The sequence below is a fragment of the Streptomyces sp. NPDC029216 genome, assembly GCF_040648015.1.
Lineage (GTDB): Bacteria > Actinomycetota > Actinomycetes > Streptomycetales > Streptomycetaceae > Streptomyces.
The window spans coordinates 1-19,040 of sequence record NZ_JBEZWL010000062.1; the positions used below are offsets into that span (position 1 = coordinate 1).

21 protein-coding genes are annotated in these 19,040 nt (G+C 73.6%); 15 read left to right on the top strand and 6 right to left on the bottom strand.

Annotated elements, in window-relative coordinates; all coding sequences use genetic code 11:
* The coding region (locus tag AB0F18_RS21960; protein WP_362063167.1) for a helix-turn-helix domain-containing protein at window positions 1-725 on the bottom strand (725 nt) is incomplete at its 3' end.
* 119 nt (window positions 726-844) lie between these two features.
* Between AB0F18_RS21960 and AB0F18_RS21965 the strand changes: the two genes are divergently transcribed.
* Complete coding sequence (locus tag AB0F18_RS21965) at window positions 845-2,503, top strand: DUF6350 family protein (RefSeq protein WP_362063169.1); 1,659 nt, start codon at window positions 845-847, stop codon at window positions 2,501-2,503.
* 226 nt (window positions 2,504-2,729) lie between these two features.
* Here the strand turns inward: AB0F18_RS21965 and AB0F18_RS21970 are convergent, their stop codons facing one another.
* On the bottom strand, window positions 2,730-3,332 hold the full coding sequence (locus AB0F18_RS21970; protein ID WP_362063171.1) for a hypothetical protein: 603 nt from the start codon (window positions 3,330-3,332) through the stop codon (window positions 2,730-2,732).
* 237 nt (window positions 3,333-3,569) lie between these two features.
* Here AB0F18_RS21970 and purN point away from each other — a divergent pair, with 237 nt between their 5' ends.
* Window positions 3,570-4,193, top strand: a complete 624-nt coding sequence (gene purN, locus AB0F18_RS21975; protein ID WP_362063173.1) for a phosphoribosylglycinamide formyltransferase — start codon at window positions 3,570-3,572, stop codon at window positions 4,191-4,193.
* Entirely contained in the window at window positions 4,190-5,767 is a 1,578-nt protein-coding gene (gene purH / locus AB0F18_RS21980) for a bifunctional phosphoribosylaminoimidazolecarboxamide formyltransferase/IMP cyclohydrolase (protein WP_362063175.1), read from the top strand. The genes purN and purH overlap by 4 nt, the downstream gene beginning before the upstream one ends.
* An 80-nt stretch (window positions 5,768-5,847) precedes the next feature.
* Here the strand turns inward: purH and AB0F18_RS21985 are convergent, their stop codons facing one another.
* Complete coding sequence (locus tag AB0F18_RS21985) at window positions 5,848-6,594, bottom strand: RDD family protein (RefSeq protein WP_362063177.1); 747 nt, start codon at window positions 6,592-6,594, stop codon at window positions 5,848-5,850.
* A 252-nt stretch (window positions 6,595-6,846) separates the two neighbouring features.
* Between AB0F18_RS21985 and AB0F18_RS21990 the strand changes: the two genes are divergently transcribed.
* The 6 genes from AB0F18_RS21990 to AB0F18_RS22015 all read left to right on the top strand — a co-directional run bounded on the left by AB0F18_RS21990 (window position 6,847) and on the right by AB0F18_RS22015 (window position 12,847).
* Window positions 6,847-7,707 (top strand): bifunctional methylenetetrahydrofolate dehydrogenase/methenyltetrahydrofolate cyclohydrolase, encoded by an 861-nt coding sequence (locus tag AB0F18_RS21990; RefSeq protein ID WP_362063179.1) that lies wholly within the window; start codon window positions 6,847-6,849, stop codon window positions 7,705-7,707.
* The gene (locus tag AB0F18_RS21995; protein WP_362063181.1) at window positions 7,697-8,173 is read left to right on the top strand and encodes a DUF3017 domain-containing protein; all 477 of its coding nucleotides are present in this window, start codon (window positions 7,697-7,699) and stop codon (window positions 8,171-8,173) included. The genes AB0F18_RS21990 and AB0F18_RS21995 overlap by 11 nt, the downstream gene beginning before the upstream one ends.
* 310 nt (window positions 8,174-8,483) lie before the next feature.
* Window positions 8,484-9,473, top strand: a complete 990-nt coding sequence (locus AB0F18_RS22000) for a malate dehydrogenase (RefSeq protein WP_362063183.1) — start codon at window positions 8,484-8,486, stop codon at window positions 9,471-9,473.
* 136 nt (window positions 9,474-9,609) lie between these two features.
* Window positions 9,610-11,364 (top strand): hypothetical protein, encoded by a 1,755-nt coding sequence (locus AB0F18_RS22005; protein WP_362063184.1) that lies wholly within the window; start codon window positions 9,610-9,612, stop codon window positions 11,362-11,364.
* The gene (locus AB0F18_RS22010) at window positions 11,354-11,725 is read left to right on the top strand and encodes a hypothetical protein (RefSeq protein WP_362063186.1); all 372 of its coding nucleotides are present in this window, start codon (window positions 11,354-11,356) and stop codon (window positions 11,723-11,725) included. The genes AB0F18_RS22005 and AB0F18_RS22010 overlap by 11 nt, the downstream gene beginning before the upstream one ends.
* Window positions 11,726-11,728: 3 nt before the next feature.
* Window positions 11,729-12,847, top strand: a complete 1,119-nt coding sequence (locus AB0F18_RS22015; RefSeq protein ID WP_362063188.1) for a hypothetical protein — start codon at window positions 11,729-11,731, stop codon at window positions 12,845-12,847.
* A 19-nt stretch (window positions 12,848-12,866) separates the two neighbouring features.
* Here AB0F18_RS22015 and AB0F18_RS22020 read toward each other — a convergent pair whose 3' ends face one another.
* Window positions 12,867-13,370, bottom strand: coding sequence for a carboxymuconolactone decarboxylase family protein (locus tag AB0F18_RS22020; RefSeq protein ID WP_362063190.1), 504 nt, complete (start codon window positions 13,368-13,370; stop codon window positions 12,867-12,869).
* Between the two features lie 46 nt (window positions 13,371-13,416).
* On the opposite strand from AB0F18_RS22020, the gene AB0F18_RS22025 reads away from it, so the two are divergent.
* The gene (locus tag AB0F18_RS22025) at window positions 13,417-14,832 is read left to right on the top strand and encodes a PLP-dependent aminotransferase family protein (RefSeq protein WP_362063192.1); all 1,416 of its coding nucleotides are present in this window, start codon (window positions 13,417-13,419) and stop codon (window positions 14,830-14,832) included.
* Here AB0F18_RS22025 and AB0F18_RS22030 read toward each other — a convergent pair.
* On the bottom strand, window positions 14,813-15,241 hold the full coding sequence (locus AB0F18_RS22030; protein WP_362063194.1) for an ATP-binding protein: 429 nt from the start codon (window positions 15,239-15,241) through the stop codon (window positions 14,813-14,815). The two genes, AB0F18_RS22025 and AB0F18_RS22030, sit on opposite strands and share 20 nt — an antisense overlap.
* Before the next feature lie 108 nt (window positions 15,242-15,349).
* On the opposite strand from AB0F18_RS22030, the gene AB0F18_RS22035 reads away from it, so the two are divergent.
* The 3 genes from AB0F18_RS22035 to AB0F18_RS22045 are packed head-to-tail and all read left to right on the top strand — an operon-like array spanning window position 15,350 to window position 16,556.
* Window positions 15,350-16,177 carry a helix-turn-helix transcriptional regulator gene (locus tag AB0F18_RS22035; RefSeq protein ID WP_362063196.1) on the top strand — a complete coding sequence of 276 codons (828 nt, stop codon included), beginning with the start codon at window positions 15,350-15,352 and terminating at the stop codon, window positions 16,175-16,177.
* Window positions 16,174-16,365, top strand: a complete 192-nt coding sequence (locus AB0F18_RS22040; protein ID WP_362063198.1) for a DUF397 domain-containing protein — start codon at window positions 16,174-16,176, stop codon at window positions 16,363-16,365. The genes AB0F18_RS22035 and AB0F18_RS22040 overlap by 4 nt, the downstream gene beginning before the upstream one ends.
* On the top strand, window positions 16,362-16,556 hold the full coding sequence (locus tag AB0F18_RS22045; protein ID WP_362063200.1) for a DUF397 domain-containing protein: 195 nt from the start codon (window positions 16,362-16,364) through the stop codon (window positions 16,554-16,556). The genes AB0F18_RS22040 and AB0F18_RS22045 overlap by 4 nt, the downstream gene beginning before the upstream one ends.
* On the opposite strand, the gene AB0F18_RS22050 is transcribed toward AB0F18_RS22045, so the two are convergent.
* Window positions 16,543-17,367, bottom strand: coding sequence for a hypothetical protein (locus tag AB0F18_RS22050; protein ID WP_362063248.1), 825 nt, complete (start codon window positions 17,365-17,367; stop codon window positions 16,543-16,545). The genes AB0F18_RS22045 and AB0F18_RS22050 overlap by 14 nt on opposite strands.
* A 131-nt stretch (window positions 17,368-17,498) precedes the next feature.
* Between AB0F18_RS22050 and AB0F18_RS22055 the strand changes: the two genes are divergently transcribed.
* Together AB0F18_RS22055 and AB0F18_RS22060 are read left to right on the top strand one after the other, a co-directional pair.
* Entirely contained in the window at window positions 17,499-17,798 is a 300-nt protein-coding gene (locus tag AB0F18_RS22055) for a hypothetical protein (RefSeq protein ID WP_362063202.1), read from the top strand.
* A gap of 6 nt (window positions 17,799-17,804) precedes the next feature.
* Window positions 17,805-18,995: a glutathionylspermidine synthase family protein gene (locus AB0F18_RS22060; protein ID WP_362063204.1), complete on the top strand. Its 1,191-nt coding sequence runs from the start codon at window positions 17,805-17,807 to the stop codon at window positions 18,993-18,995.
* Window positions 18,996-19,040: the final 45 nt, after the last annotated feature.

The following is a 19,040-nucleotide window of genomic DNA, read 5'->3' on the forward strand; positions in this document are numbered from 1 at the left end:
GGCGCGGCGGGGGCGGCCGGGCCGGTCGGCGGGGCGGGGGCGGGCGGCGGTAGTGGGGGCGGGGCGGGGTGTCCGGTGCCGCCGGTGGCGGCCGGTGGCTCCGGGGTGGCGGCCCCCGCTGAGGTGCCGGCCGGAGCGGGGGGTGCGGTGGTGCCCGTCCCGGTGCGGGCCGGAGGGGCGGGGGTGGTGAAGGGGTCCGGTGGGGTGGGGACCGCCGGGGGGTGGGACGGAGCGGGGTCGCCCGGGGGCTGGGTGGCGGGTGCTGACGTGGTGTCGGGCCCGGTGGCGTCCGCTGCCGTGCGGGTCGGGGTGGTGGGGCTCTGTGCGACGGGCTTCCGTGCGGCGGCGTCCGCCGGGGGGTCGCCCGGGGTGGGGGGCGCGGGGGTGTGCGGGGCGTCGGGGGTGGGGGAGTGGTGGGGGCGGGGCGGGGTGGAAGGGGGCTTCGGGGCGCGTTTCGCGGCCCGTCTGGGGCGGGTGTTCGGGCCGCCCGATCTGCCCGCGCCCGCGCGCGCGAGGCGGTCCAGGAGGTCCGCGTACGCCTCGCGCGTGCGGGCGCGCGGCTCCGTGCGGCCCCTCTCCCACGCGCGGACGGTGCCGGCGGTGACCCCCAGCTCCGTCGCGACCTGTTCGTGCGTCAGTTCGCCCGATTCGCGCAGCCGGCGGCGCTCCCCGGGGGGCGGCAGGCCCCGCTCCGAGCCGGAGGCCGTCTCCACGTCTGGTGTCATGTCACACTCCCCGCGACCCGGCAGCACTGGGCGATAAAGTACATAAACGTATATTGGGCGACACAACGGACAATCGCCTGTTACCCGCACATAGCGCGTGTCGTTGGCACCATGACGGGGTGACCCAAGTGATCGAACGCGGGGCCCCGTTGCCGGAGGCCCCGCAGGCCCGGGCGCCACGCCGTTCGCCGGCTGCCGCCGCCTGCGTGCTGGGCGGCGCCGTGGCCGCCGGACTGGGGCTCGGCTTCCTGGCCGTCCTCGTGATCGTGCTGTGGATCAGCTCCCCCTACCCCGACAGCGGGCCCGGCGGGGCGCTGCACCTTGCCGCCGGGCTGTGGCTGATGGCCCACGGGACCGAACTCGTCCGCTACGACACCCTCTCGGGGGTGCCCGCCCCCGTCGGCGTGACCCCGCTGCTGCTGGTGGCGCTGCCCGTGCTGCTGATCCGGCGGGCGGCCCGGCTGGGCAGCGCCTCCGGGGTCGGCGTCGGGGTCGGCGTGGGGGCGGAAGCGGAGGCGGAGGAGGTGCTGCCGGCGAGCGCGGTGTTCTCCGCCGTGCTCTGCGGATACCTGGGGGTGGGCGCGCTCGCCACGCTGTACGCGGCCGGCGGCCCGATGCCGGCGGACCCGATCAGCGCGGCCTGGCACCTGCCGCTGGTGGCGGTGTTCGCCGCGGCGGGCGGGGTGTGGGGGGCCAAAGGGCGGCCGGCGGGGTCGTTGCCGGGGTGGGTGCCGGGGGGCGTGCGGCGGGCCGTGGCCCGGCCGAGGTACGGGCTGGCGCTGCGCTCGGGCGTGGCGGGGGCGCTGGTCCTGCTGGGCGGCGGGACGGTGCTGGTCGGGGCGTCGCTCGTGTGGCACGCGGGGGAGGCGCAGTCCTCGTTCCTGACGCTGACCGGGGTGTGGTCGGGGCGGTTCGCGGTGCTGCTGCTGGCGGTGACGCTGGTTCCGAACGCGGTGGTGTGGGGGGCGGCGTACGGGCTGGGGCCCGGGTTCGCGGTGGGGACCGGGGCGACGGCGACGCCGCTCGGGTTCCAGGGGGCGGCGGCGCTGCCCCGGTTCCCGCTGCTGGCGGCGCTGCCGCCGGAGGGGGCGGGGACGCCGCTGACCTGGGCGGCGGCCGGGGTGCCGGTGGCGGCGGGGCTGGTGGTGGGGTGGTTCGCGGTGCGGCGGGCGCGGGAGGTCTCGTACGGGGAGACCGCGCTGACGGCGGTGCTGGGGGCGGTGGTGTGCGGGCTGGCGATGGCCGGGCTGGCGGCGGCGTCGGCGGGGGCGCTGGGGACGCGGGCGCTGGCGGACTTCGGGCCGGTGTGGTGGGAGGCCGGCGCGGCAGCGGCGGGGTGGGTGGCCGTACTGGCGGTGCCGGTGGCGCTGGGGGTGCACGGGGTCCGGAACCGGCCGGTGGGCTCCGCCGGGGGTGTGGCGGGCGGGGACGCGTGGCACGACGCCGGGGTGCGGGAGTTGAGGTGGGCGGTGTTGAGGGAGGCGGCGGTGCCGCTGGTCGCTCCCGCGGGTGGGGGGGCTTTGGCTCCGCCGGTGCCTTTGGGTGAGGGGGCGGTTGCGTTGGAGGTCGAGGGGGTGCCGGGGCCTCCGGCGGTTCCGGGTGCGTCCGGGGCTTCGGCGGGGCCGGTTGAGGTGGCGGCTACGCCGGAGGTGGAGGGCGAAGCCCTGGCCGGCGGCGCGGCGGAGGTTCCGGGAGATCAGGGTGCGGTGGAGGCGGGGGTGTTGGTGCCGGCGGTGGTGGGGGCGCGGGTGCTGGCGCGGCGGCGGCCGCCCGGCTGACCGGGGTCGGGGGTGCCGCTGCGCGGAGCCGTCTCCCCGCCCCGCCCTTCCACCGTTCCTCCCCCAGCTACCGCTGGGAGGTGCCCCCAGGGGCTCCGCCCCGGACCCCGCGCCTCAAACGCCGGCGGGGCTGAAAGGCCCGGGGCGTCGCCCCGGACCCCGTTCCGGGGGCTCCGCCCCCGTACCCCCGCGCCTCAAACGCCGGCGGGGCTGTCCATAGCCCGGGTCAGCGTTGGACCCTCAGGATGTTGCCCACCACGTTGTTCGGGAGGAGGTCGTTGCACTGGAGTTCCGCGGTCTGTGTCAGGGCGTCGTCGCGGCAGACGTAGAAGTCCTTGTACGCCAACTGCAGACCGTACGACGTGCCCGCCAGCATCAGGGCCAGCGTCGCCGAGACCAGGCCGCTCACCGCCGCCGCCCGCTGCGGCCGGGCCGCCGGGCCGAGGGCGGAGAGGCCGCCCGGCTGGGGCGGGGTGCCCTTCTCCGGGTCGGCCGGGGTCGCCGGGCGGCCGCGCAGTGCGCTGATCCCCCAGTACATCGCCAGCGCCCCCAGCAGCAGCCCCACCGACGGGATCCCGAAGATCCCGAAGAAGAACCCCCACATGCCCGCCAGCATCGCGTACCGCGCACGCCGCTGGACCGGGTCCATCGGGTCCCAGCGGGCCGGCCCCCCGGGCTCCGGCTCCCGGTCCGGGCCGGACGGAGCGCCGCCGCCGTCGTGCGGGCGCTGCGGCTGCCGGGGCTGCCACGGCTGGTCGGGCCGGCCCTCCGGGGGCGCCGCGAAGGGGTTGTCGTCGGTGGAGGGGTCGGGCTGACGGCGGTCCGGCATCGAGTGGCTTACTTCCCCTGTGTCATGGACGTCGTGGACCCGGTGTGCGCCGGGTTGTACGGCTTGTACGCCAGACGCTACCGCCCGCCCGTCCCCCCGTCCCTCGGGGGCGGTCCCGTGTGCCGGTATCGTTGCAGGCGGTCGGTGGCTTCGTATGGTTCCCCGTATATCGGTACCCCGAAGTTTCGTATGACCACACAAGACCAACGTCGCAAATCCTGTGAGAAAGGGCCTCCCATGGCCGCCTCCCGCCTGGTCGTGCTGGTTTCCGGCTCCGGCACCAACCTCCAGGCCCTGCTCGACGCCATCGACGCCCACCCCGGCGGAGCCGAGGGTTTCGGTGCCGAGGTCGTCGCCGTCGGGGCCGACCGCGAGAACATCGCCGGTCTGGAACGGGCCGAGAAGGCGGGGATCCCGACCTTCGTGTGCCCGGTGAAGGCCTACGGGAGCCGTGAGGAGTGGGACGCCGCCCTCACCGAGGCGACCGACGCGTACGCGCCGGACCTCGTCGTCTCCGCAGGATTCATGAAGATCGTCGGCAAGAGCTTCATCGACCGCTTCGGCGGCCGGTTCATCAACACCCACCCCGCCCTCCTCCCGGCATTCCCCGGCGCGCACGGCGTGCGGGACGCCCTCGCGTACGGGGCGAAGGTCACCGGCTGCACGGTCCACTTCGTGGACAGCGGCGTCGACACCGGTCCGATCATCGCCCAGGGTGTCGTGGAGATCGGGGACGGGGAGGACGAAGCCGCGCTCCATGAGCGCATCAAGGAAGTCGAGCGCCAGCTGCTCGTCGACGTCGTGGGGCGCCTGGCCCGGCACGGCTACCGCATTGAGGGACGAAAGGTAACAATCCAGTGACCGCCAACGAAACGACGACGGCTACGACTCAGCGGGCGATCCGCCGCGCACTCGTCAGTGTTTACGACAAGACGGGACTGGAAGACCTGGCCCGCGGCCTGCACGAGGCGGGCGTCGCGCTCGTCTCGACCGGCTCCACCGCGTCGAAGATCGCCGCGGCCGGCGTGCCCGTCACCAAGGTCGAGGAGCTGACCGGCTTCCCCGAGTGCCTCGACGGCCGGGTCAAGACCCTCCACCCGCGCGTGCACGCCGGCATCCTCGCCGACCTGCGCCTGGAGGACCACCAGCGCCAGCTCGCCGAGCTGGGCGTCGAGCCCTTCGACCTGGTGATCGTCAACCTCTACCCCTTCCGGGAGACCGTCGCCTCCGGCGCCACCCCGGACGAGTGCGTCGAGCAGATCGACATCGGCGGCCCCTCGATGGTCCGCGCCGCCGCCAAGAACCACCCCTCGGTCGCGGTCGTCACCAGCCCCGCCCGCTACGCGGACGTCCTGGCCGCCGCCCAGGGCGGCGGTTTCGACCTCGCCGCGCGCAAGCGGCTCGCCGCCGAGGCCTTCCAGCACACCGCCGCCTACGACGTGGCCGTGGCCTCCTGGTTCGCCGACGACTACGCCGCCGCGGACGACTCCGGCTTCCCCGACTTCCTGGGTGCCACGTACGGGCGGAAGAACGTGCTGCGCTACGGCGAGAACCCGCACCAGGGCGCCGCGCTCTACGTCGACGGCACCGGCGGCCTGGCCGAGGCGGAGCAGCTGCACGGCAAGGAGATGTCGTACAACAACTACACGGACACCGACGCCGCGCGCCGGGCCGCGTACGATCACGCCGACCCCTGCGTCGCGATCATCAAGCACGCCAACCCGTGCGGCATCGCGACCGGTGCCGACGTCGCCGAGGCGCACCGCAAGGCGCACGCCTGTGACCCGCTCTCCGCGTTCGGCGGCGTCATCGCCGTCAACCGCCCGGTGACGGTGGAGCTGGCCGAGCAGGTCGCCGAGATCTTCACCGAGGTCATCGTGGCTCCGGCGTACGAGGACGGTGCCGTCGAGGTGCTGGCCCGGAAGAAGAACATCCGCGTGCTGCGGGCCGAGGGCGCCCCGTCCAACCCGGTCGAGGTCAAGCCGATCGACGGCGGTGCGCTGCTCCAGGTCACCGACCGGCTCCAGGCCGAGGGCGACGACCCGGCGAACTGGACCCTGGCCACCGGCGACGCGCTGTCCGCCGAGGAGCTCGCCGAGCTCGCCTTCGCGTGGAAGGCCTGCCGCGCCGTCAAGTCCAACGCGATCCTGCTGGCCAAGGACGGCGCCTCGGTCGGCGTCGGCATGGGCCAGGTCAACCGCGTCGACTCGGCGAAGCTGGCGGTCGAGCGGGCGGGCGCCGAGCGCGCGCAGGGCTCGTACGCGGCCTCGGACGCCTTCTTCCCGTTCCCGGACGGGCTGGAGATCCTGACCGCCGCCGGTGTGAAGGCCGTGGTCCAGCCGGGTGGTTCGGTCCGTGACGAGCAGGTCGTCGAGGCGGCGAAGAAGGCCGGCGTGACGATGTACTTCACGGGTACCCGCCACTTCTTCCACTGAGCGACCCGGCAGACGGCGAAGGCCGCGTCCCGCAGTGCGGGACGCGGCCTTCGCCGTGAGCGGTGTCTGCCGGCTGCTGCTTACTTCTTGACGACGATCGTGCCCGCGGCACGGTCGTGCCAGCCCTGGAGCTTGCCCGAGTTGTCGAAGAAGGGGGACAGGTAGACCAGGAGCTGGCCGATGCCGCAGAGGAAGGAGCCGACCATCGGGATGATCCAGCGGATGAAGCCGCCGCCGATGCCGGGGTTCTGACCCGTGTTCTCCTTGACGACCTTCAGGCCGAGGGCCATCTTGCCGACGGTGGCGCCCGCGAACGCGATCATCAGCCATTCGTAGAGCAGGGTGGCCAGGCCGAGGATGAGCAGACCGCCGAAGAAGGCCGCGAAGATGCCGCCCGCGGCCTCTCCGGCCTGGGCCGACGCCTGGTTGAGGCAGGTGCTGTACTCCGGGGACATCGGGTCGATGCCCGTGCAGTCCTTGATGTCGCTGGCCGCGCTGAAGGCGCCCGCGAACACCACGGAGCTCAGGATGAAGTACAGGACACCGATGATCAGACCGTCGATCACACGGGCGCCGAAGCGGCGGCCCATCGTGGCGACCTGGACGGTGCCCAGGCCCGCGACGTTGATGTAGCCGTTGTTGGCCTGGAGCGTGCCCGGCGCCTGGGGAGGGACCCCGTACGGCTGCTGGCCCTGCTGCGGGTAGCCGTATCCGGCCTGCGGCGGGACGCCCTGCGGGGCCTGCTGCGGGTAGCCGTAGCCGGGCTGGCCCTGCGGCGGCTGCTGAGGCTGCTGCCCGTACGGGTTGTTCGGGTCGCCGAAGCTCATCTGGGTGTTTCCTCCGTGAAGTGCGGGGACGCACGGCACGCTGGAGGACACTTGCTTCTGCGGTACGCCCCCCGGCACTGCCCGCGGCACTCTTTCCGATCTCTTGCTGTCCGTCATCGTGGTGGGCTCGCACCGGGCTTGTCCAGTTGGTTGCAGAGCCGGGCCAGACTTGTTGTGCAAGTGCAATCAAGAGCACGTTCCGGCCTCCGCCCGACTGGAAGCCGGGCCGCCCCATCCGGAAGGATGCCTCCCATGAGCGCCCAGATTCTCGATGGCAAGGCCACCGCGGCCGCGATCAAATCCGAACTGACCGCCCGCGTGGCGGCCCTGAAGGAGCGGGGCATCACCCCCGGCCTCGGCACCCTGCTCGTCGGCGACGACCCGGGCAGCCGCTGGTACGTCAACGGCAAGCACAAGGACTGCGCGGAGGTCGGCATCACCTCCATCCGCCGCGAACTGCCCGCCACGGCCTCCCAGGAGGAGATCGAGGCGGTCGTGCGCGAGCTGAACGACGACCCGGCCTGCACGGGCTACATCGTCCAACTGCCGCTCCCCAAGGGCATCGACACCAACCGCGTCCTGGAGCTGATGGACCCGGCCAAGGACGCCGACGGCCTGCACCCGACGTCGCTGGGCCGGCTGGTGCTGGGCGTGCAGGGGCCGCTGCCCTGCACCCCGTACGGGATCGTCGAGCTGCTGCGCCACCACGGCGTCGAGATCAACGGCGCGCACGTGGTCGTCCTGGGCCGCGGCATCACCGTGGGCCGCTCCATCGGGCTGCTCCTCACACGCAAGTCCGAGAACGCCACCGTGACGCTGTGCCACACCGGTACGCGCGACCTCGCGGGGCTGCTGCGCCAGGCGGACATCGTCGTGGCGGCGGCGGGCGTTCCGCACCTGGTGAAGCCGGAGGACGTCAAGCCGGGCGCGGCCGTCCTCGACGTCGGCGTCAGCCGCGACGAGAGCGGCAAGATCGTCGGTGACGTCCACCCGGGCGTCGCCGAGGTGGCGGGCTGGATCTCCCCGAACCCGGGCGGCGTCGGGCCGATGACCCGGGCGCAGCTGCTGGTGAACGTGGTCGAGGCGGCGGAGCGGGCCGGCAGTGCGGGCTGAGCACGACACGAGCGGTACGGGCGAGACCAACGGGACCGGCGGGGCCAACGCGACCGGCGAGGGCGCCGAGCGGCCGGCCGCGAAGTCCCGGCGGTTCCCCGCCGTCACCCAGGACACCGCCCGCCCCGAGGGGGCCGGCCGGGCGATCCCCGGGGCCGTGTCCACGCCCGCCCGCCAGTGGCCGATGCTCAGCGTCCTCGCGGCCACCGCCGCCGGGCTGCTGTCCACGGCGATGGGGCACCCGCGGGTCGGCTGCCTCGTCATCGGCGTCGCCCTGATCGGGGCCGCGGTGCTGCGGCGCGTACTGCCTTCGGTGGGCATGCTCGCGGTGCGCTCCCGCTTCACGGACATGGTCACGTACGGGGTGCTGGGCGTGGCGATCACGCTGCTGGCGCTGGTCATGGAGCCGAAACCGTTGCTGCACGTCCCGTTCATGGAGACCGCGGTCCGCTTCACGGTCCGCTGACCGCGGGGCCGCCGCACCGCCGGAACACCCGTGCGGTGCGGCGCGCCCGGGCCCTCGAAGGGCCGTGGAAAGGGCGGCCTTTCCGGCTGGAGTACAGGTCGCGCGTGCGTTCGGACCTTGGAACCCGGGGGTCGTGTGCCGTGGACCACAGGCGCCGGGGGGTTCGGGACCCCCCGGGTCGGATAGCCTGACCGCGGATGTCTCTTCACGTCAAGATTCGCAGGACAGGGAAGCGGCGTCCTTCCCAGCAATGGGGACCCAGCACATGGGGCGGGGACGCCCCACCGCCAGCTGTCTAACGGAGAAGGCCATGACCCGCACTCCCGTGAATGTCACCGTCACCGGCGCCGCCGGCCAGATCGGCTACGCGCTGCTCTTCCGCATCGCGTCCGGCCACCTGCTCGGCGCGGACGTGCCGGTCAAGCTCCGCCTCCTGGAGATCCCGCAGGGCATGAAGGCCGCCGAGGGCACCGCCATGGAGCTCGACGACTGCGCGTTCCCGCTGCTCAAGGGCATCGACATCTTCGACGACCCGAACCAGGGCTTCGAGGGTGCCAACGTCGCCCTCCTCGTGGGCGCCCGCCCGCGCACCAAGGGCATGGAGCGCGGTGACCTGCTCTCCGCCAACGGCGGCATCTTCAAGCCGCAGGGCGCCGCGATCAACGCGCACGCCGCGGACGACATCAAGGTCCTGGTCGTGGGCAACCCGGCCAACACCAACGCGCTCATCGCGCAGGCCGCCGCTCCGGACGTACCGGCCGAGCGCTTCACCGCGATGACCCGCCTGGACCACAACCGCGCCCTCTCGCAGCTCGCGCAGAAGACCGGTGCCGACCTCACCGACATCAAGCGCCTCACCATCTGGGGCAACCACTCGGCGACCCAGTACCCGGACATCTTCCACGCGGAGATCGCCGGCAAGAACGCCGCCGAGGTCGTCAACGACGAGGTGTGGCTCGCCGAGCAGTTCATCCCGACCGTCGCCAAGCGCGGCGCCGCGATCATCGAGGCCCGTGGCGCGTCCTCGGCCGCCTCGGCCGCCAACGCCGCCATCGACCACGTCCACACCTGGGTCAACGGCACCGCCGCCGGCGACTGGACCTCCATGGGCATCCCCTCGGACGGCTCCTACGGCGTCCCGGAGGGCCTGATCTCCTCCTTCCCCGTCACCTGCAAGGACGGCAAGTACGAGATCGTCCAGGGCCTGGACATCAACGAGTTCTCCCGTGCGCGCATCGACGCGTCCGTGGCGGAGCTCGTCGAGGAGCGCGACGCGGTCCGCGGTCTCGGCCTGATCTGATCCACCCGCACTGACCAGGGGGTTCACCCGAACGCCTGATCAGTACGAACGCCCCTGCGCCCCGGCCAAACCAGGCCGGGGCGCTTTGGCGTGATTTCGCCTATCGGTTCCTGTAGGTGGAAAATAAGGTCGCCCGGTGACCGACCACCTGATTCCCCCTCAGCCCGGCGGCGACCACACGGCGGACCCGCGCGACGGCCGTCCACCGGTCCACCCCTCCATAAGCGAGGCCGGCCGCCTGCTGTGCGCGGGAACCTATCTCGACGGCGGCTACCGCGACCGGGTGATCGACGAGCTGTACGTCCACGAGGAGCGGATCGCCGCCCCCTCGTACGGGTTCGACGCCACCCGCGTCCTGGCCCACGCGCTCCGCGCCCGGCGCGTCGAGCTCGCCTGGGCCGCCGGGATCATCGGCGCCTGGTTCGTGGGGTCCCTGCTGACCAGCGGGGCGCTCACCCTGCTGCTCGTGCCCTTCCTGCTCCTGAGCTTCGCCAACTGGCTCCGGCGCCGGAGCAACCCCTTCCTGCGCTTCCTGGCGGTCCTGCTCAGGATCTACGTCTGGGTGATGCTGGCCCTCGGCATCCTCGGGCTCTGGCTGGCCGGCTCGATGGCCGGGGGCCCGGGCGGCGTCTTCGGCGATCTGCTGCCCACCGGCGACTCCGGCGGCTACAGCGGGTACGACGGCTACAGCGGTTCGAGCGGCAGCGGCTCGGGCGATGCCTCGTCCCTCTACCTGTGGCTGACCCCCCTCGTCTTCGCGGCCATCGTCACCCTCGTCGCGCTCCAGCGCGGCCACGGCGCCCGGATCGTCTCCCGGGAACTCAGCCCGAACCGGTACGCCGACCCGTCCGCCGACCCCGTCACGGAGAGCCCCCGCTTCGCCCGCGTCCGGGAGCGGATCCGCGGCGAGCAGCACTCGGCGCTGATCATGTACGACATCAACGGCCCGTTCACCGGGGCGGGGGACGCGTACCGCCCCTGGCAGCTGTCCGTCGAACTGCGCCCCCGCGAGGACCTCGGCCTCGACCGCAAGCCGCAGCCGGTCTCCAACGCCGACATCGTGCGGCGCATCGTGCCGCTGCTCCAGGCCCTGCGCGTCCCGTCCCCGCACGGCTCGCCGCAGGCGCAGGCCGACGTACTGGACCGGCTGCGCGAGCTGGTCGTGGACGAGTGCGTGTTCATCCCGGCCGCGGGACTGCCGCACCGGGACCGGGCCGGGGCGGTCCGGGACCGGTTCGCCGCGCACCGCCTCGGCTCCATCGAGGAGGGCGGGGAGCGGCGCAGGCACTTCCTGCGCATCCGGGTCGGCGGCTGGGACGAGAACCTCGTCGTCACCGTGTTCGTACGGGTCCACACCCAGGGCGGCATGCTGATGCTGGAGGTGGCCCCGCACGTGCTGCTTCCCGTGCGCACCGCCTTCCAGAACGCCGACGCGGAAGCCCAGCGCTTCCTGAACAACACCTGGTTCGGCAAGGCCGTCGCCGCGCTCGCCGCCACCCCCGGCTCGTTCGCCGGAGCCGTCGCCACGCTGGGCCGCGGAGTGGCCAGCTGGTGGCGGATCGTCACGGGCGGCCACGGCGGCGCCCGGCCCGCGGGACCGACGCTGTCGGTGCGGGAGATCGCCGCGATGGGCGACGGCTCCCTCTTCCACCTCATGGACCTCGACCGGTACCTGAAAACCATTCAGGACCGGGTGGTCGGAGGGGTTACCGTCGCCCTGCACGAAGCGGGCTGGCACACCGAGGAATTCGCACAGCGCGCGATCCACGTGGCCGAGGGCGGCACCTTCATCCAGGCGGTGAGCAACAGCGCGTTCAGCGTCGGGGGCACCGGACACCACAACACCGCCGGGGGCGGTACGAGCGGCAAGGGGAACAGCGGTGGCAAGTAGCGGCGAGGAACGCCCGGTCCACATCGGCAACGTCAGCCACACCGCCTTCAGCATCGGCGGCAGCAACAACACCAACACCGTCCACAACGGTGCTGCGGAGGACCGGCCGCCCAGCGCCGAGGACCTGCTGCGGGCCGTACGCGAACTGCGCGTCGAGCTCGTGCAGATGCCCCGCAGCAGCGGGCGCGGGGACCTCGACGCGGAACTGGAGGACGCGGCCGCCGAGCTGGAACAGGACGGGGAGATCCGGCCGGGGATGGCCGCACGGCTGCGCCGGGCGCTGGAGCGGTGGGCTCCGCTGGTGGAGACGGTGAGCGCGGCCACGGCGCTGGGCGGGCTGCTCGCCTCGCTGGGAGGCTGACCGGTGTCCTCGCCCGACGACACCTGGTGGAACCCGCGCACGCAGCGCTGGGAACCGGGCCCGGAACCGGCCCGCCCGGGCGAACCGGAACACCCGGCCGGCCCGGGCCACCCCGGCCGGCCGGGGCACCCGCAGGACGCCGCGTGGCCGCGGCAGCCCGAGCCGTCCGCGGAGCAGCGCCGGCCTGAGGAGGCGTCGCGGCCCGCGCAGGAGCCGGGCCGGTCCGCGCAGCCCACCGCCTCCGAGGCGCCCACGCAGGCCGCGGGGCCCGGGCAGCCGGCGCAGCCCGCCTGGTACGAGCAGCCGGCCGGGTACGGGTGGGCCTCGCAGCCCGCCGCCCCGGACGAGGGGCTGCCGCCGCTGCCGCCCCCGCCCCGGTATGACGGCTGGGCCCCGCAGCCGGTCCCGCCGCCCCTTCCGCCGCAGCCCCCGCACGGGCCGGGCGGGCGGGCGCAGCAGTGGCGGACCCCGCTGCTGGTCGGGCTCGCCGCGGCGGTCGTCGGCGGAGCCTCCGTCGCGGCCTGGATGCTGCTCGGCGGCAAGGACCAGCCCGCCGCGGACGCCCGTCCGCCGGCCCGGTCGGGCCCGTCGGTGCCGGGATCCTCCGAGCCCTTCACGAGTCCTCCGGCGAACCCCGCCCCGAGCCGGTCCCCGAGCGGCTCACCGAGCCCTTCGGCGAGCCCCGGCTACACGGTGGTGCGCAACGAGGCGGGCTTCTCCGTCGCCGTCCCCTCCGGCTGGGGAACCAGCCACGACGAACAGGGCAACGGGGCCTTCTACCGTCCGCCCGGCGGGGACCGCAGCGCCCTGATCCAGATCTTCCGGATCACGGAGCCCGCCTCCACCGGCTCCTGCGAGCTGCTGCGCATGTCCTCCGACCGGCTGAACTCCGGGACCCCCGCCTACCGGCAGGTGTCCATCGACCCGGTCGCCGGCTCCGCCTGCGAGCTGGTGTACGAGTACGACAGCGCGGAGTCCCACGGCCGCCGCCGGGGCATGGAGCGGATCGTCACCACCCCGGACGGCAACCGGTGGGCCCTGCTGGCGGCCGGCCCGGCCACCGACGGTCTGACGACGCGCGCGAACCTGACGGCGGCGGTGGAATCCTTCCGGCCGGAGTGAGCGGCCGGAAGGCCGCAGGTCAGCGCTTGAGCGACCCCGGGGTGTAGTGCCCCGGGGACAGCCGGGTGGTGACGGCGATCCGGTTCCACACGTTGATCATGGCGATGGCCGTGATCAGCTGCGCCAGCTCGGCCTCCTCGAAGTGCTTGGCGGCCTTCTCGTACACCTCGTCCGGGACGAAGCCGTCCGTCAGCACGGTGACGGCCTCGGTCAGCTCGATCGCCGCCAGCTCCTTCTCCGTGTAGAAGTGCTTCGACTCCTCCCAGGCGCTGAGCTGGATGATCCGCTCGACGCTCTCGCCCGCCGCGAGGGCGTCCTTGGTGTGCATGTCCAGGCAGAACGCGCAGTGGTTGATCTGCGAGGCGCGGATCTTGACCAGCTCGACGAGGGCCGGGTCCAGGCCCTTCTTCGAGGCGAGCTCCAGCGCGATGGCGGCCTTGTACGCCTCCGGGGCGAGCTTGAACAGCTCCATGCGGGGGGTGTGCTCGGCGGCCAGTTCCGTGGTCTTCGTGTCGTTGCTCATGGGTCCACCGTACGGAGCGGGCGGCCCGCCTATATGGTCCATATCCATGACGGATCCGTGGGCCACTTACGGCGCCGACCTGCACCTGGACCTCTCCTCGGTGGCTGCCGGCGAGCGCGGCCTGCGGGCCGCGCTCACCGAGTCGCTGCGCGAGGCGGCCCGCAGCGGGCGGCTGGCGCCCGGCACCCGGCTGCCCTCCTCCCGGACCTTCGCTGCCGACCTCGGCATCGCCCGCAACACCGTCGCGGAGGCCTACGCCGAACTCGTCGCCGAAGGCTGGCTGACGGCCCGCCAGGGCTCCGGCACCCGCGTCGCCGAACGGGCCCGGCCGCGCCGCGCCCCGGCCCCGCCCCGGGTCCGCCGGCCCGCGCGCCGCGGTCCCGCGTACAGCCTGGTGCCCGGCTCCCCCGACGTGGGCGGCTTCCCGCGCGCCGCCTGGCTGGCGGCGGCCCGGCGGGCCCTGACCGACGCCCCGAACGAGGCCTTCGGCTACGGCACCGACACCCGCGGCCGGATCGAGCTGCGCGAGGCGCTCGCCGGCTACCTGGCGCGGGCCCGCGGGGTCTACGCGGACCCGGACCGCATCGTGCTGTGCGCCGGCTTCGTGCACGCCGCGCGGCTGCTCGGGCAGGTGCTGCGGGGGCGCCGGGTGCGGGAGATGGCCGTGGAGGGCTACAGCCTCGACCTGCACCGGGACCTGTTCACCGGCGCCGGGCTGCGCACCCGCCCGCTGTGGGTGGACGACTCCGGGGCCCGCACCCCGGACCTGGCGGGCCTCGGCCCCCGGGTGGGCGCCGTGCTGCTGACCCCGGCGCACCAGTTCCCCACCGGCGCGGCCCTCCCCGCCGAGCGGCGGGCGGCAGCGGTGGACTGGGCGCGGACCACGGGCGGGCTGATCCTGGAGGACGACTACGACGGGGAGTTCCGCTACGACCGCCAGCCCGTCGGCGCGCTCCAGGGCCTGGACCCCGACCGGGTGGTCTACCTGGGCACCGCGAGCAAGTCCCTGGCCCCGGGGCTGCGGATGGGCTGGATGGTGGTCCCGCCGGACCTGCTGGACGAGGTGATGGCGGCGAAGGGTCCGGCCGAGTGGACGTCGAGCGCCCTGGACCAGCTGACGTTGGCGGAGTTCATCACCTCCGGGGCGTACGACCGGCACGTACGGGCGATGCGGCTGCGGTACCGGCGCCGGCGCGACGAGCTGGTGGCCGCGCTGGGCGGACGGGTCCCCGTCTCCGGGATCGCGGCGGGGCTGCACGCGGTGCTGGACCTTCCGCTCGGCACGGAGCGGTCGATCGTCCAGGCCGCGGCCTGGCAGGGCCTGGCGGTGGAGGGGCTGCAGCGGTACCGGCACCCGGAGACGGAGATGCCGGCGCGCGAGGCGCTGGTGGTCGGCTACGGAACCCCGGTCGACAGCGCGTGGACCCCGACCCTGCAGGCCCTCACGGCCGCGCTCCCGTAACCGGCCGCCGCCGCCGCTGGACGACCTCGGCCCAGACGGTCTTCCCGACCACCCGGCCGGTGACGCCCCAGGCGTCGGAGAGCTCGTCCACGATGCGCAGTCCGTAGCCGTGGCCGTCCCCGGCGGGCCGGAGGCCGGGCTGCCGGCCCGCGTGCGCGTCGGACACCTCCACCCGCAGCACCCCGTCCAGCCGTTTGAGCCCGAGCTCGAAGTCCCGCCTCGGCACGGCGCCGTGGGTCACGGCGTTGGCCGCCAGCTCCGCCACCACCTGCGCCACCCGGTCGGACTCGTCCCCGCCGAGCGGGAAGTCCCACCGGCAGAGCTCCAGCACCGCCAGGTGCCGGGCGAGGCGTGCGCCTCGTCGGGTGCTGCTGAACCGCTGGCGCCATTCGTTTCGGTCGTCGGACATGCCGCCGCTCCTCTCCGTAGTCGTGCAACTACTGGGCAGGTTCAGCGTGGCCGTTCGCAGGGAAGCAATCAACGTGTCAGGGGAGGACAGGAAGTTGGTGGGAGCCCTGTGAACATCAAGGAACTGAACCCGGAGAGTTCGCCGCAGGCCGCCTTCGGCGCGCGCTTGCGCACCTTGCGGGCGACGCGCGGCTGGCGGCAGGACGAGCTGGGCGAGCGCATGGGGTATTCGAGCACCCACGTCTCGGGTGTGGAAACTGGTCGCAAAGTGCCGACTTTGCCGTTCGCGCGTAGTGCCGACAGGGCGCTGGGGACCGGGGACGTGTTCGAGCGCGAGTGGCGGGAGATGCGGCAAGGCAGCCTGTTGGAGGGCTTCCCGGAATTCGTGGTGCACGAGGGGCGGGCGGCGGAGATCCGGCTGTACGAGGTCGGGGTGGTCCCGGGTCTGTTGCAGACGCGGGAGTACGCGACCGTGCTCGCCGAATCGGCCGTCAGGCGTGGGGCGATCACGCCGGAACAGGCCGCCGAGCGGATCGCGCTGGTGGCGGACCGTCAGTCCTCCCTCGTGCGCCGCCTGGCGCCCCTGATCTTCGTGGTGCTCGACGAGAGCTGCCTGCGCAGGCCCATCGGCGGTCCCGCCGTTATGGACGCGCAGTTGGCGCACCTGACCGAGTTCGCGGAGCTGCCGAACACCGTGCTCCAGGTCGCACCGTTCGACATGGCTGAGCGGCGGCCGTTCGACCTCCCGGTGACCGTACTCACCCAGCCCGATCGCACGCTCATGTCGTATGCCGAGTCCGCGCAGCGGGGCTACCTTGAAAGGGAGAGCACTGCGGTCTTGCCGATTTTGACGGCCTATCATCAGCTCCAGGCAGAGGCGCTGTCCCAGGCGGCTTCCGTGGCCATGATCAGCACGTTGCGAAAGGGCACCCCGTGACGACCTCGACCGAATCTCCCCGCTGGTTCACGTCCTCGTACAGCAACAACGGCGGCCAGTGCGTTGAAGTCGCCACCAACCTGCCCGGTGTCGTCCCGGTCCGGGACTCCAAGACCCCCACCGGCCCGGTGCTGAACTTCCGGGCGGCGGCGTTCGCGGCGTTCGTCGCGGGTATCAAGGCCCCATGACGAACCCCGCCGACGCAGCCCGCTGGTTCACGTCCTCGTACAGCGACCACGGCGGCCAGTGCGTCGAAGTCGCGACCAACCTCCCCGGCATCGTCCCCGTCCGGGACTCCAAGGCGGGCGACGGCGGCCCGGTACTGACCTTCGGGTCGGACGCCTTCGCCGCCTTCCTCGGAGCCGTCAGGACTCCCTAGGCTCCCCGAAGCGCGACAGCGCCAACGCTCCGGCCACCGCCACCGCGAAGCCCGTCACGGCCAGCCAGGCCAGGCCTTCGCGGGGGCGGTCGCCGAGCCAGGCCACGCCCGCCAGCGCCGGCCCGACCGTCTCGCCGAGCACGAGCCCGGCCGTCGCCGCCGTCACCGAGCCGCGCTCCAACGCCGAGGTCAGCAGCAGGAAGGCCGCCGCCCCGCCCAGCAGCAGTGCGTACAGCGCCGGGTTGCGCAGCTCCCGCAGGGAGAGGCTGTCGATGAGCCGGACGGCCACCTCCACCACCCCGAACCCCGTCCCGGCGGCCAGGCCGAGCACCAGCGCGCGCGAGCCGTCCGGCAGGCGTCCCGCCACCGCCCCCACCAGCAGCACCAGCGCCGCGACCCCCAGCAGCCCCAGCTTCAGCGCGAGCGTGCCGACCCCGGCCCCCTCCTCACCGGAGGCCAGCCCCAGCATCAGCAGCCCCGCGCACACCACCCCGACGGCGCCCCATTCCAGCCGCGACAGCCGCACCCCCAGCAGCCGGGCCGCGACCACCGCCGTCACCGCCAGGCTCGCCGCCAGGGCGGCCCCCACCGCGTAGATAGGGATGTTCCGCAGGGCGACGATCTGGAGCACGAAGCCGACCGCGTCCAGCCCCAGTCCCGCCAGGTACCGCCACTGCCGCACCGCCCGCAGGAACAGCGCGGCGTCCACCCCCGAGCCCGCCGCCCCCGGCCGGGTCGCCGCCCGCGCGGCCACCGCCTGGAGGACCGAGGCCGTCCCGAAACACACCGCCGCGCCCAGCGCACAAACCATTCCGATCAGCACGAAACCGACTCTAGGGCCAGCGCCGTGACAAGGGTGTGACGGTGGCCGGATTCCCTCCCCCGACGCGCCCGCTCTAGTCTGTCGGGAACCCACGCCACCCAGGGGGAGCGGAACACACGATGGACACCAGCGACACCACCCGACGACGCATGCGCTCCGGCGCGGTCGCCCTCGGCGGCATGGGCCTGCTCGCCGCCACCCTCGTGGCCTGCGGCAGCAGCGACGAGCCCGACAAGCGCTGCGCGTCCCGTTCCACGCTGGAGCACCTCAACTCGAAGGAGTGCAAGAGCGGCGGCCGCGGCTCGTACTACTACGGCGGCACCGTCAGCAACGGCAAGGTGACCGGCGGCAGCTTCGACAAGTCGGCCGTCACCCGCGGCGGCATCGGCGGCAGCCACTCCAGCTCCTCCGGCGGCTGAGCCCGTATGCAGCGCCACACCATCGAACCCCGCCCCGACTGGCAGAAGACCGTCGAGGAACAGGGCCTGATCTACCCCCTCACCCGCTACCCCGACGGCTCCCTGCGCCCCTACTGGGACGAGAGCGCGTACTACTCCTTCTCCCTCCCCGAGGTCGAGGCCCTGGAGAACGTCGTCGAGGAACTGCACGCCATGTGCCTGGCCGCGGCCGCCCACATCGTCGAGCACGACCGCTTCGCCGACCTCGGCATCACCGACCCGGAGGTCGCCGCGCTCATCGCCGAATCTTGGCGCCGGCGCGCCGAACAGCCCTCCCTCTACGGCCGCTTCGACCTGTGCTACGACGGCTCCGGCAGCCCCGCCAAGCTGCTGGAGTACAACGCCGACACCCCCACCTCCCTGGTGGAGGCGGCGAGCCCGCAGTGGTTCTGGATGGAGGAGCGCTTCCCGGGCGCCGACCAGTGGAACTCCCTCCACGAGCGGCTCGTCGACGCCTGGCGCCGGCAGGCCGAGCTGCTGCCGCCCGGCCCGGTGCACTTCGCGCACTCCGAGACCGACGAGCTCGGCGAGGACCTGATGACGGTCGCCTACCTCCAGGAGACCGCCGAGCAGGCCGGGCTGGAGACCCACGCCCTGTCCGTGGAGACCATCGGCTGGGACAGCCTCTCGAACCGGTTCGTGGACGAGAAGCTCCGTTTCATCCGCGGCTGCTTCAAGCTCTACCCGTGGGAGTGGCTGGTCGACGACGAGTTCGGCCCGCACGTCCTCGGCACCTACGACCACGGCGGCGGCTCCGGCACCACCGCCTGGATCGAGCCGTTGTGGAAGATGCTGCTGGCCAACAAGGCGCTGCTGGCGATCCTCTGGGAACTCTTCCCGGAGCACCCGAACCTGCTGCCCGCCTACCTCGACGGGCCCCGCGAGCTGGCCGAGTCCGGCGGCTACGCCGCCAAGCCCCTGCTGGGCCGCGAGGGCGCCGGGGTCACCCTGCACGAGCCGGGCGGCGAGCCGTTCACACCGGCCGAGGGGGAGACGTACGTCTTCCAGGCGCTGTCCCCGCTGCCCGACTTCGACGGCAACCGCGTGGTCCTCGGCGCCTGGGTGGTCGAGGAGGAGGCGGCCGGTCTCGGCATCCGCGAATCGGCGGGCCCGGTCACCGACGAGTACGCCCGCTTCCTGCCGCACGTCATCCTGTAGGGGCGCCGGACCGGGCGCCCCCACAGGGCGGTGGATCAGGCGGCG

What these genes read in the sequence shown, in the direction of transcription:
- AB0F18_RS21970 (WP_362063171.1), bottom strand. Translation starts at nt 3,332, where the DNA reads ATGCCGGACCGCCGTCAGCCCGACCCCTCCACCGACGACAACCCCTTC.
- purN (WP_362063173.1), top strand. Translation starts at nt 3,570, where the DNA reads ATGGCCGCCTCCCGCCTGGTCGTGCTGGTTTCCGGCTCCGGCACCAAC.
- AB0F18_RS21985 (WP_362063177.1), bottom strand. Translation starts at nt 6,594, where the DNA reads ATGAGCTTCGGCGACCCGAACAACCCGTACGGGCAGCAGCCTCAGCAG.
- AB0F18_RS21990 (WP_362063179.1), top strand. Translation starts at nt 6,847, where the DNA reads ATGAGCGCCCAGATTCTCGATGGCAAGGCCACCGCGGCCGCGATCAAA.
- AB0F18_RS22000 (WP_362063183.1), top strand. Translation starts at nt 8,484, where the DNA reads ATGACCCGCACTCCCGTGAATGTCACCGTCACCGGCGCCGCCGGCCAG.
- AB0F18_RS22020 (WP_362063190.1), bottom strand. Translation starts at nt 13,370, where the DNA reads ATGAGCAACGACACGAAGACCACGGAACTGGCCGCCGAGCACACCCCC.
- AB0F18_RS22025 (WP_362063192.1), top strand. Translation starts at nt 13,417, where the DNA reads ATGACGGATCCGTGGGCCACTTACGGCGCCGACCTGCACCTGGACCTC.
- AB0F18_RS22030 (WP_362063194.1), bottom strand. Translation starts at nt 15,241, where the DNA reads ATGTCCGACGACCGAAACGAATGGCGCCAGCGGTTCAGCAGCACCCGA.
- AB0F18_RS22045 (WP_362063200.1), top strand. Translation starts at nt 16,362, where the DNA reads ATGACGAACCCCGCCGACGCAGCCCGCTGGTTCACGTCCTCGTACAGC.
- AB0F18_RS22050 (WP_362063248.1), bottom strand. Translation starts at nt 17,367, where the DNA reads ATGGTTTGTGCGCTGGGCGCGGCGGTGTGTTTCGGGACGGCCTCGGTC.
- AB0F18_RS22055 (WP_362063202.1), top strand. Translation starts at nt 17,499, where the DNA reads ATGGACACCAGCGACACCACCCGACGACGCATGCGCTCCGGCGCGGTC.
- AB0F18_RS22060 (WP_362063204.1), top strand. Translation starts at nt 17,805, where the DNA reads ATGCAGCGCCACACCATCGAACCCCGCCCCGACTGGCAGAAGACCGTC.